Raw genomic sequence first — 11,624 nt, forward strand, 5'->3', positions numbered from 1 at the left:
GCTCCACGGCGGCGAGGTCCATGGTAGAGATCGGGCGGTGCGCAGCCCGCTCCGCCTCGTCCGTTCCTGCCTGACAGCGACGCTCTTCCTCGCGGCCTCGCCGGCGGCGGCGGTCGATCTCCCGAACGTCGGCGGCGAACCGATCTCGCTCGATGTCGTGAACACCGCGGCCGTCAGCTACCACTTCGACAACCGCAACGACGATCGCCGCTATCCCTCCCGCCATCTCGACGACAACTACGGTGAGATCGTCGATCGGCTCGACGCCCAGCTCAACTGGTGGCGCCTCCAGCTCGGAACGCGGCTCAACGCCTCTTTCTACCTGGCCAGGCCCTCGGCGACCAGCTTCGAGCTGCAACAGAAGGTCCTGAACGACGAGGTCTCGTTCGATCTGAACGACGCCGCGCGGGAGGTTCACTCCCGCTATTTGACGACGGTCTATCCAGCGAAGCTCTGGCTCACCTACACGCAGCCGGGCATCGAGGCGACAGCAGGCGACTTTTACGCCCAACTCGGACGCGGCCTCGTTTTCAGCGTGCGGAAGATGGACGAGCTCGCCATCGATACGACCGTGAGGGGCGGCAGGCTCGTGCTCGACAAGGATTTCCAGCTATTCAGGCTCGAAGCCACCGCCTTCGCCGGGCAGATGAACCCGCTGCGCGTCGATGATGCGAGCGGCAGGCGGCTCCATGGCGACGGGTCGCCGCTCTTCTTCGGCTTCCCTGGCGCCGACGACCTTGTCACGCGCGAGACGACCGTGGATGCGGCGGGAAACCCTCGTACCCGCGATGTCACCGAAGGGGCACGGCCGAACTACCTGGAGGACACCGTGCTCGGCGGACGCCTGGAGGCAAGCCTGAAGGGCGTGGAGCTCGCGGCGAACGGCGCGCTGCTGCTGCGCAAGACATACACCGAAGAGTTCAATCGATGCCTGGACGAAGGCGGCGCGGATCTTCAGGTCGCGCTGCGCCTGTGCGGCGGGAAATTCCCGGAGTTCAATGTCGTCAGCGCCTCCCCTGCGCGGCAGCACAACACGATCCGCACCTTCAGCGGCTCGGTGAGCATTCCGTCCGTCGCGGAGCGCGGGGACGTCTACGTCGAGGTTGCCGGTCAGCAGCTCCGTGGCGGTCATCTCGACCGTGATGACATACCGGCAAAAGACGTGTCCGGCTATGCGGTCTATCTGGCGGCGAACGGGCGTGGCGGTCCGCTCGCCGTCGCCATCGAAGGGAAGCATTACCGGCGATTCTTCCCGCTCTCGGCCAACATCGACGTCTCGTCGCTGTCGAACCCGGGGTTCAATGCGCCGGAGTTCGAGGGTGTGGCGTACAACCAGCCTCCGACGGCGGAGCCCATCTACGTCGAGCCGATCGGAGCGCCCAACGTCTGCGTGACCGGCGGGCGCGGGCGCGTCGACTACCGCTTCACCCGGAGCGCCGCCATCTATGCCTGGCTCGGTCGCTACGTGAGCTTCTCCGAGCGCCAGGCGAACGATGATTGCAAGACGGACGACACGAACAGGACCGACACCTGGGACACTGCGGCAGGCACCGAGATCGATTTCGACGGCAGCCGCTCGCACGTGCGTGCGTGGGCTGGAGTCCGGCAATCCGATGAAGCCGACACTGGCCACGTCTTCTACAGCGAGGGCTACGTCCGCTACGATGTCGTGAAGCACCTCGCCGGCGCGTTCTCGATCCAGGCGCAAGGCAACAGCCGTCGCCGTTACAGGCCAGAGAACTTCGAATCTTCCTGGGTCGAAGGGGACAACTACCTCGCGCTCCAGTGGTCGCCCCACCTCGCGGCGATGTTCGGCTACGAGTACACCTCACAGCCTGGGTGTGAACCTGGCAAGGACACCGAGCTCTGCCATTTCTTCAACGGGGGGCTGCAGTGGAAGGCCGGGTCGAGGAGGACGACGCTCGACCGTATCGTCGATACCGTACAGCTCTTCGTGGGCCAGCGGCGCGGGGGCCTGCGTTGCGTTTCGGGCGTGTGCCGGTTCTTCCCACCGTTCGAGGGGGCGCGGCTCGAGCTCGTCTCCAGGTTCTGAGCGACCGGACCACCTCAGCAACGCTCAGAACGCCTCGAGGATGGCGCAGGCCACCGACGTCCTGACCCGGGGCTCTGCGTCGGCGAGGAGCGATGCGGCGCGCGGGATCTCGCCGAGCGCGACCAGGCCCGCCCCCGCCGCCTCGCGCACCGGGATCTCGCGGGATCGGACGTCGCGCTCCAGCAGCGGCACGACCGCGCGGATCCCTGCACGTGCGAGGACTCCCCGCGCGAGCACCGCGCGCGTCGACGTCCCCGCGGCGAGCTTCATCAGCCAGGCGACGGCCGCGGAGCGCTCGCGCGCCGCGGCGTCCCGCGGCGCGGCGTCGACGTGGCGGCTATGGACGGCGAAGACCACGGCCTCATCCGGATCGCCCTGCGCCTCGATGAGCGCAGACCGCACCGCCGGGTCCTGGAGCGGCGCGGAGAGGATGGCGTAGACGCGATCCCGGCTCTGGCTGGAGCGGATGGAGCCGATGAGGACGGAGATCGCTTCGCCGGCGCCCTCGCCTCCGGCGCGGACCAGCGCGCGCGCGGCGGCGATCGCGGGCGCGCCGCGCTGGGTGGAGATCACCCAGCGCAGCTGCGCGCGCCCGCCGCCCTCCAGCGCGCGCGGCGTCGCCCACGCCTCGGCGATCGCCTCGCGCCCGGCTTCATCCGAGAGGGTCCAGACATCGCGCAGCGCCAGCACGATGTCCTGACCGCCGAGGGCCCCGGCGGCGCGGATCGCCAGCGTCCGCGCGAGCGGGTAAGGATCGAGCCGCGCCGCCTCGAGCAGCGCTTCCCGATCGCTCGGGTCCGCGGCGGCGGCGGCGGCGCGAAGCGCCGAGACGCGAACCTCCTGATCTCCGTCGAGCATCCGCGAGCGGCGCAGCGCGCCGTCCTCGGCTGTGACGAGCGCCCGCGTCTCCAGCGCGCGGAGCGCCGTGTCCTTGCCGGGGTATCGCCCCGCCGCCGCGTCGCCCGCGTACCGCTTCACGCGCTCCGGGTCGGTGAGCCCCGCCTCGAGGAGGATCATCGCCGCTGTGGTGGCGATCGCGTCCGAGCCCGCGGCGCGCTCGGCGAGCGCGTCCTCCAGCGCGCGCGCGCACGTCCGGAGCTCGCGCAGCCGATCGGCCCCCGATGGCGGCGTCGCGCGCGCGATCTCCCCCTGCGCGACCGCGCGGGCGATCGCTCGTACGTCGTCGCTGTCCAGCGTGCCGCGGCGGAGCTCGTCGCTCAACGTGCGGCGCAGCTCGTCGAACCTGCCCGCCTCGGCTGCGCGTAGGGAGGCCGAGCTCGCGCAGCCGGTGACGGCGGCGAACGAGAGGAGGCCGGCGAGGATCGACCGGGAGAGCACGCGGCGCATGACGCGCCTCTTACCGCGCCGAAGTTCGCGTTCGAAGCCCCTTCGGCTCGACCACCCGGGGAATCCGTTTTATAGGGCGGTCACGCTCCGGCACCATGCGTATCGACGTCATCGTCAACACCACGGCGCGCCGGTACCGGGCGAGGCCGTCGCTCATCGACCGCATGGCGGCCGCGTGCGCTGGCGCGGCTGAGCTCCACCCGACCTCGAACGTCGCGGAGCTCGCGGAGGCCTGCGAGCGGCTCGCCCAGCGAGGCACGGATCTCGTCGCGCTCTCGGGCGGCGACGGCAGCTTCATGGCCGGCGTCACGGCCCTCGCGCGCGCCTTCGGCGAGCGCTCGCTGCCGCCTCTTGTCCTGCTGCCAGGCGGCACCGTGGCGACCGTCGCGCGGAACTGGGGCATGACCGGCGATCCGGCCGTGCTCCTCGCGCGGACGGTCAGCGAGGTTCGCGGCCTCCCGAGCGGCGCGGCCATCCCGAGCGCCGTCCGCCGGCCCACCCTGCGCGTGCGCGCGACGACGCGCAGCGGCGTCGAGGAGCGCATCGGCTTCATCTTCGGCACCGGGCTCGTGGCCAGCTTCTTCGATGTCTACTACGAGCGCGGAGGCGACGGCTACGGCGCCGCTGCGCGCATCGTGGCGCGGGTGTTCGTCGAGTCCTTCTACGGCGGCGCCTACGCGCGCCGCGTCCTCGACCCGCTGCCCTGCACGATCGACGTGGGGGGGCGGCGGCTCGCCCCGCGCGCCTGGTCGCTCATCTGCTCGTCTGCAGTGCGTGACCTCGGGATCCACATGCTGGTCACCTACCGGGCAGGGGAGGATCTCGATCGCCCTCACCTCGTCGCCAGCGCCCTGCCTCCTCGAGAGCTCGGGCCGCGCGCTCCGCTCGTCCTCGCGGGCCGCCGGATCGGCGGCACGGACCACTTCGACGACCTCGTCCAAGACTTCACGGTCCGGTTCGGCGCCGAGGCCAGCGCGACCTCGCTCGGGGACGGCCCCTACATCCTCGACGGCGATCCCCTTCGAGCCAGCGAGATCCGGGTCTCCGCCGGGCCAGCCATCGACGTCCTCTCCGCGCGCCGCTGAGATCGCGCGCTCGCCGACGCCCTGCGCCGATCGGTCGGCGAGCCGGCTGCTGCATCGCATGACGGAATCATGACCGGCGTCGTGAGCCCCAGTGACGGGCGTGCTCGATGCTCCATCCACCTTGGAACCCATGACGCAAGCGCCTGCATCGAGCCCTACACGGGTCGTCGTACCGAAACCTGGCCCCAGCCTCGGCCAGATCTTCAACGTGCTGGGGATCGCTGCGATCCACATCGGCACCGTTGTCGCCATCGTCCGAGGTGCGACATGGAAGCTCGCGGCGCTCGCCGCGGCGACCTACCTCGTCCGGATGTTCGCGATCACGGCGGTCTACCACCGGTACTTCTCGCACCGCAGCTACAAGACCAGCCGCGGCCTGCAGTTCCTGCTCGCGCTGCTCGGCACCACGGCCACGCAGAAGGGCCCGCTGTGGTGGGGGGGGACGCACCGCGTCCACCACAAGTACTCGGACACCGAGCGCGACGTCCACAGCCCGCTCCGCAAGGGGTTCTGGTACGCGCACATGGGTTGGTGGCTCGGCCGCGAGCACGAGGAGCTGGACCTGAAGCGCATCCCCGACTTCGCGGGTTTCCCTGAGCTCCGCTGGCTGGACCGCTACCACGCGATCGGGCCGATCGGCATGATGGCGCTGCTCCTCACGGTGGGCGGCTACGACGCGTTCCTGTGGGGCTATGTCGTGTCGACGTGCGCGCTCATGCACGGCACGTTCACGATCAACTCCCTCGCGCACGTGTTCGGCTCGCGGCGCTACGCGACGACCGACACGAGCCGCAACAACTTCTGGCTCGCGCTGATCACCCTCGGCGAGGGCTGGCACAACAACCACCACCACTACATGAGCAGCGCGAACCAGGGCTTCTTCTGGTGGGAGATCGACGTCAGCTTCTACGTCCTGCGCGCGATGGAGAAGCTCGGCCTGATCTGGGAGCTCAGGACCGCGCCGGCGCACGTGCTGCAGCGGAACCTGATCAAGGAGGTCGGCGAGCGTTCGCCGCTCCTCGCCCCTCGGGCCACGAACGCCGAGCCCCTTGACCCCCCGCCGCTGGGCCGGCCGAGCCTCGGCGACGTCTGATCGCGCGCGGCGTTCGTCATCGATGATCTGCGGACGGAGGCTGCAGGGCCGCCTTCGTCCGCGAGAGCTCGCGACAGAACCCGCGACGACCATCGCAGCGCCGCCCGTCTCGCCGTCGATGCGGCGGCCAGAGCCCCTCGACGGAGCCCGTGGCGCACGAACCTGGGCACCCCGCTCTAGTTGACGGACGAGGCGGCTTGCTGGGTGTGGGCCGCGGCAGAATCGCCGGGCTTCGGCTTCTCGGCCTTGTTGCGCTCGCGTTGGCGCTCCAGACCGGCGCGCACGAAGCGCGCGAAGAGCGGGTGCGCGCTATGGGGGCGGCTCTTGAACTCGGGATGGAACTGACAGCCCACGAAGTACGGGTGCTCGCGCAGCTCGATCATCTCGACGAGGCGCTGGTCGGGCGACGTCCCGGAGAGCACGAGCCCCTTCTGCACCATCGCCTCGCGGTACTTGTTCGACACCTCGTACCGATGCCGGTGCCGCTCGCTGATGCTCGTCTGCCCGTACGCCTCCGCGGCGATCGAGCCCTTGTCCAGGACGCACGGGTACGCGCCGAGGCGCATCGTCCCGCCCTTCTCGACGACCCCCTTCTGGTCGGGCATCAGATCGATCACCGGGTCGGCCGCGTTGCGATCGAACTCCACGGAGTTGGCCCCCGTCATGCCGCAGACGTGGCGCGCGTACTCGACGACCGCGAGCTGCATGCCGAGACAGATCCCGAAGAACGGGATCTTCTCCTCGCGCGCGTAGCGGATGGCTTCGATCTTCCCCTCGGTCCCGCGATCGCCGAAGCCGCCGGGCACGAGGATGGCGTCCAGGTTCGACAGCAGCTCGGCCGCGCCGCGCGCCTCGATCTGCTCGGAGTCGATGTACTCGAGCTCGACCCGCACGTCGTTGTGGAGCCCGCCGTGGACGAGCGCCTCGTGCAGCGACTTGTAGGAGTCGCGCAGGTGCACGTACTTGCCGACGACGCCGATCTTCACGATGCCGCGGGACGGCTTCTTGAATCGCTCGACGATGCGCTGCCACGGCGACAGGTCCGGCTGCCTCGCCCAGATGTTGAGCAGCTCCGTGATCTTCTCGTCGATCCCCTCGGCGTGGAGCACGAGGGGGAGCTCGTAGATGCAGTCGACGTCGACGGCCGCGATCACGCAGTCGACGGCGACGTTCGAGAAGAGGGAGATCTTCTCCTTCATGCTGCGCGGGAGCGGCCGATCGCAGCGACAGAGGAGGATGTCCGGCTGAATGCCGATCTCGCGCATCTCCTTCACCGAGTGCTGGGTGGGCTTCGTCTTCAGCTCGCCCGCCGTCGCGATGAACGGCACCAGCGTGACGTGCACCGAGATCGCGTTCTGCGCGCCCGACTCCACCTTGAGCTGGCGGATCGCCTCGATGAAGGGAAGCGACTCGATGTCACCCACGGTGCCGCCGACCTCGACAATCGCGACGTCGGCCCCATCCGCAGCAGAACGGATGCGCAGCTTGATCTCGTCCGTGACGTGCGGGATCACCTGCACCGTCGCCCCGAGGTACTCGCCGCGGCGCTCCTTCGAGATGACCGCCTCGTAGACGCGGCCGGTGGTGAAGTTGTTCTGGCGGCTCATCCGGGCGAGCGTGAAGCGCTCGTAGTGCCCGAGATCGAGATCGGTCTCCGCTCCATCGTCTGTGACGAAGACCTCGCCGTGCTGGTAGGGGGACATCGTGCCGGGATCGACATTGATGTACGGGTCCAGCTTGAGGTGGGTGACCTTCAACCCACGGGACTCCATCAGCGCCCCGATTGAGGCCGCAGCCAGTCCCTTGCCGATCGACGATACGACTCCGCCTGTGACGAAGACGAATTTGGTCCGCTTGCTCATGACCCATCGCTCCGCTGCGCCGTGTGCGCGCCTGTAACCAGTCCCTCGAGCGGCGCTCCAAGGTGAGCGCCGCCAAGGGTCGGCTGTCCACGGCAAATACCTTGCCCGGCTTACAAGCCGCACGGCCCCGTCAGCAGGACCGAAGCCGGAGGAAACCCCGCGACGGGGAACCCCGCGCCGGCAACAGAACCTGACCCACCGTACGAGCCCATCTGCAACCGGCAGGGACCCACGGCAAGCCTGCGCGACGTGATGCCGCTCTGAATCCGCCGGCATTCTAGGCCGCTCTCCCAGCGCGTCAATGCAAAGGACAATCCGATGTCCCAAGAAGGGTCGAGTCCCTCGGGATCGGACGCCGACCGCCGGCCGCAGGCGCACGCGCTGGGGGCTCCGCCGGCCTGAGAGCGTCGGCGGACCGGGATGGTACGCTCCGCCGGCTCCCGGCGGGCCTGGTCACGCCATGAGAATCGCGCACGTGCTCCACCTCGCGACCTCCACCCCGATCGTAGCGCTCGAACGGGACGGAGCGCTCTACGACGTCGCGGAGCTGGAGCGCGACTTCGGGACGAGGCTCGCGGACATCCGCGGCGTATCGGACTTTCACACGCGCGTGGTGGCGCTCCGTTGCGCCGGCCTTCACGCGCTGGATGATCGGCTGCTCAGCGGAGATCGTCCCGCGTCGGCGCATCTGCACCCAGCCACGATCTTGTGGTTGCCTCCCTGCGCCACCGACCGCGCGGCGTACATCCAGCTCGGCCCCTACGCGCCCGGCGCCGAGCGCCCCTGGTACCGGTTCGGCAACAGCCGCGCGCTGCTTGGACATGCTGCCGAGATCCCCTTCCCCCCGCTCGAGGACAGGCCCGACTACGAGCTGAACCTCGCGGTGGTCCTCGGCGACGATCTGCGGCGCGCCACCCCGGAGGAGGTGGAGCGCGCGATCGCTGGCTACACCGTGCTGAACGACTGGACCGCGCGCGGCCTGGAGGCGCGGTCGCTGGTGCGCGGGCTCCCCCCGTCGGAGGCGAAGGACTTTGCAACGCAGCTCGGCCCGGTGCTCGTCACGCCCGACGAGCTCAGCTCGGTCGAGGCGCTGCGGACCCAGGTCCGCGTCGACGCCGAGGCGCGTTCCTGTTCGCGCGTTGGCGAGTGGACCTTCTCGCTGGCGGAGTCCGTCGCGTACATCAGCAACCACGTCGAGCTGCGCGCGGGCGACGTGATCGGCGCGGGCCGCGTCCTCGGTGGGAGCGCTGATCAGCGCGTACCGTACGGCGCCAGCGTCGAGCTGATGATCGAGCGCATCGGACGGATGACCGGCAAGCCCGTCTGCGGCCCCGCGCTGTTGCCCTGGCGCCGCCGGTGAGCCGGCGTCGGCGCCTCACCGCGCGGTTCTCGGTTCTCGGTTCTCGGTTCTCGGTAGCTCAGAACGTGCCGACGACGCCGATGCCCATGCCGGTCGTGGTGATCACCGGGGCCGGCCGCACCGTCAGCGCCGCAGGGGTCGAAGGCTGCGCCGAGCGCGCCTCCGTGGTCATGAAGATCCCTTCGCCGACGAGGCCCAGACCGGCGAGCTGCGCGAGCCCACCGATGGCGGTGAGCGCCCCGCGAACGTACAGCGTCGCTCCGCAGTCCGGATCGTCCGCGGCGCAGCCGTTCTTGGCGAGCGCGAGCCATGGGCCGGCGATCGGGATCTTCAGCTCGCTCGCCCCGGGGACCTCTGGCCATGACGATGCGGCGAGGAACGCGGCGCCGTAGGCGAGCGCCGTCACGGCCACCCCGCCGACGATGACCTTCACGCGTGTCGAGGACGGCGGGTACCGCGGAGGCGCCGCCGGCTCCTCCGCGCCGGCGGAGGCAGCGGCCAACCCCAGCGCGGCGACGACGGCGATCGAGGCGAACTTCATGGCGTCTTCGTTCCGGAGGCTCCCGCGCCCGACTTCTTGGACGGCAGCTTCACGGTGTACGGGACCTCGAGCGGATCACCCTCGAACGGCAGCACGATCTCTCCGACGAAGGCGCGCTTCACGCAGGATTCGGCGGGCGTCCCTGCGAAGGGCGGCCCGACCAGCACGTCGGTCACGCGTCCCTTCTGGCCGTCGAACACGACCTTGACCTCTCCCTCGCCCGTCGGCGCGTTGGACACGACCTCGGCGCAGTTCGCCGCCTTGTCCCCTCCGCGTCGCAGGGCGATCTCCATCTGCTTCTTCTGATCGGGGTTGAGCCCGCCCCCGCTGTCCGCCGACGCGCCCGCCTCGGCGCCGGAGCTCCCCGCCTCGGCGCCCGAGCTCCCCGTCTCGGCGGGCGCGGCAACATCGGACGGTGCCTGATCGAAGTTGTAGTCTTCCCCTGCCTGCTTGGGCTTGGCGCCGGAGCATGCTGCAGCCGCGAGGATGAGGAGCGGCAAGAGCGCGCGGGTCGAATGCTGCTGGGACACGGTGTCCTCCCTTCGAACAGAGCGTGAAGGAGCGTCTGCGCGCACCCTAGCAAGCTCTCCTTTCCGAGGACAACCCCGAGCGCACACGCGCGCACCGATGAGCGACGCCGGGCTGCGACGACCGGTCGACCGGAGGAGGCGTCCGCGGTGGAGGCGGTGTAGAGGCGGAGACGCCTCATGCCTCGACATCCCCGCCGTACAGTCTCCGCGGTCGCGCTCGTGCTCTCGTCGCTCCTCGCCCGCCCCGGCGGCTCCCAGCCGCTCGACAGCGGCGCCGCTCCCGCTGATCGCACGACCCCCACAGCGAGGCCGACCCAGGGCGCCCCAGTCTCGCCGAGCGCGCCCCCAGCGCGCCTCGCGTCGCACGGACCTCGAAAAATCGACCCTGAGCGCGCTCGAGCGCAGGTCGAGACGCTCGTTACCGACGTGCGCCGCCTGGGGGGACGGGTCGGCGTGCTCGCCCTCGACGTCGCCAGCGGCGCGACGCTCGCGGCCTTCGATCAGCGCGGCCTGTACAACCCCGCATCCAACGCGAAGCTCTTCACGGCGGCCGCCGCGCTTCGCCTGCTCGGGCCGAGCTACCGCTACCTGACCGGCCTCTACGGGGATGCGTCGAACGGGACCGTCGCCGAGCTCGTGCTCCGGGGTTCGGGCGATCCCTCCCTCAGGACGCGTGATCTCTGGGAGATGGCGCGCGCTCTGAGGGCGTCCGGCGTCCGGAAGGTCGCGGCGATCGCGATCGACCAGGGCTACTTTGACACGCGCTACGTGCCTCCGGCCTTCGAACAGCAGCCGGAGGAGTGGGCGGCCTTCCGCGCCCCGGTCGCGGCAGCCTCGCTGAACGCGAACGCCTTGCTCTTCACGGTGCGCCCATCGAAGGCAGGGCAGGCTGCCTCCGTCGCCATCGATCCCCCAGGCTTCACGGTGCTCCAGGGCACGGTGACCACCGCGAAGCGCGGCACACCAGAGAAGCTCGGGGTCCGGCTCGAGCCGAACGGCCAGCGCCTCGTCGCGCACCTCAGCGGGCACATCCCGGAGGGCGGCCGCGCGGTGAGCCTGGCGAGGCGCGTCGACGATCCCCGCCTGGTCGTAGCGTACGCGCTCAAGGAGATGCTGCTGGAGGTGGGCGTCGACGTCTCCGGCGAGGTGCGGCTCGGCGGTGAGCGCCAGAAGCGGCTCCTCGTGGCTCACCGCTCGGCGCCGCTCGGCGAGCTCCTCTCCGCCCTCGGGAAGGACAGCGACAACTTCTACGCAGAGACGATCTTCAAGACGCTCGCCGCAGAGAAGCGCGGGCGCCCCGGCACAGCCGAGGGCGCCGCGGAGGTGGTCGGCGAGACCCTCACGGAGCTCGATGCGTTCGGACAAGACGTCGTCTTGAGGAACGGCTCGGGCTTGTTCGACGCCGCTCGCGCATCGCCGGAGGCCATCGTCCGGCTGCTGCGCGCCGCGCTCCTCGATCCCGCGCTCGGCGCAGATTTCACCGCGCAGCTCGCCATCGGCGGCGTCGACGGCACCTTGCGCAGCCGCTTCCGCGGGTGGTCGAAGGAGCGCGCCATCCGCGCCAAGACGGGGACGCTCGCCTCGGTTGTGGCCTTGTCTGGCTACATCCTCGCGCCCCCTGGTCGTTCCCCGATCGCCTTCGCCGTGCTCGCCTCCGACGTCCCAGGGAAGATCGACCCCGCACGAAGGGCCATCGACCACTTCGTCGAGTCGCTCACCGACGAGCTCTGGAAGGACGCACGCACGCCGTGAA

The 11,624-nt window shown here is 70.1% G+C and carries 9 protein-coding genes; 5 read left to right on the plus strand and 4 right to left on the minus strand.

Annotated elements, in window-relative coordinates:
* Nucleotides 1–37: 37 nt before the first annotated feature.
* Nucleotides 38–2,053: a DUF6029 family protein gene (locus WMF22_RS39075; protein WP_437295035.1), complete on the plus strand. Its 2,016-nt coding sequence runs from the start codon at nucleotides 38–40 to the stop codon at nucleotides 2,051–2,053.
* 24 nt (nucleotides 2,054–2,077) lie between these two features.
* Here WMF22_RS39075 and WMF22_RS39080 read toward each other — a convergent pair whose 3' ends face one another.
* A complete protein-coding gene (locus WMF22_RS39080) occupies nucleotides 2,078–3,400 on the minus strand; it encodes a hypothetical protein (protein ID WP_438033046.1) in 1,323 nt (440 codons plus the stop codon).
* 95 nt (nucleotides 3,401–3,495) lie between these two features.
* Here WMF22_RS39080 and WMF22_RS39085 point away from each other — a divergent pair, with 95 nt between their 5' ends.
* Both WMF22_RS39085 and WMF22_RS39090 read left to right on the plus strand, forming a co-directional pair.
* Nucleotides 3,496–4,485, plus strand: coding sequence for a diacylglycerol kinase family protein (locus WMF22_RS39085; RefSeq protein WP_437295037.1), 990 nt, complete (start codon nucleotides 3,496–3,498; stop codon nucleotides 4,483–4,485).
* A 130-nt stretch (nucleotides 4,486–4,615) separates the two neighbouring features.
* Nucleotides 4,616–5,578 carry an acyl-CoA desaturase gene (locus WMF22_RS39090; RefSeq protein ID WP_437295038.1) on the plus strand — a complete coding sequence of 321 codons (963 nt, stop codon included), beginning with the start codon at nucleotides 4,616–4,618 and terminating at the stop codon, nucleotides 5,576–5,578.
* A 176-nt stretch (nucleotides 5,579–5,754) separates the two neighbouring features.
* Here the strand turns inward: WMF22_RS39090 and WMF22_RS39095 are convergent, their stop codons facing one another.
* Nucleotides 5,755–7,440, minus strand: coding sequence for a CTP synthase (locus tag WMF22_RS39095; protein ID WP_437295039.1), 1,686 nt, complete (start codon nucleotides 7,438–7,440; stop codon nucleotides 5,755–5,757).
* A gap of 460 nt (nucleotides 7,441–7,900) precedes the next feature.
* Here WMF22_RS39095 and WMF22_RS39100 point away from each other — a divergent pair, with 460 nt between their 5' ends.
* Nucleotides 7,901–8,800 (plus strand): fumarylacetoacetate hydrolase family protein, encoded by a 900-nt coding sequence (locus tag WMF22_RS39100; RefSeq protein ID WP_437295040.1) that lies wholly within the window; start codon nucleotides 7,901–7,903, stop codon nucleotides 8,798–8,800.
* 58 nt (nucleotides 8,801–8,858) lie between these two features.
* Here WMF22_RS39100 and WMF22_RS39105 read toward each other — a convergent pair whose 3' ends face one another.
* Complete coding sequence (locus tag WMF22_RS39105) at nucleotides 8,859–9,341, minus strand: hypothetical protein (protein ID WP_438033047.1); 483 nt, start codon at nucleotides 9,339–9,341, stop codon at nucleotides 8,859–8,861.
* Nucleotides 9,338–9,871, minus strand: coding sequence for a hypothetical protein (locus WMF22_RS39110; RefSeq protein ID WP_437295042.1), 534 nt, complete (start codon nucleotides 9,869–9,871; stop codon nucleotides 9,338–9,340). Before WMF22_RS39110 ends, WMF22_RS39105 begins: the two co-directional genes overlap by 4 nt.
* Nucleotides 9,872–10,048: 177 nt before the next feature.
* On the opposite strand from WMF22_RS39110, the gene dacB reads away from it, so the two are divergent.
* Nucleotides 10,049–11,623 carry a D-alanyl-D-alanine carboxypeptidase/D-alanyl-D-alanine endopeptidase gene (gene dacB, locus WMF22_RS39115; RefSeq protein WP_438033048.1) on the plus strand — a complete coding sequence of 525 codons (1,575 nt, stop codon included), beginning with the start codon at nucleotides 10,049–10,051 and terminating at the stop codon, nucleotides 11,621–11,623.
* Nucleotide 11,624: the final 1 nt, after the last annotated feature.

Origin of the sequence: Sorangium sp. So ce204 (genome assembly GCF_051526795.1) — a bacterium.
In the GTDB taxonomy this organism is placed as follows: domain Bacteria; phylum Myxococcota_A; class Polyangia; order Polyangiales; family Polyangiaceae; genus Sorangium; species Sorangium cellulosum_B.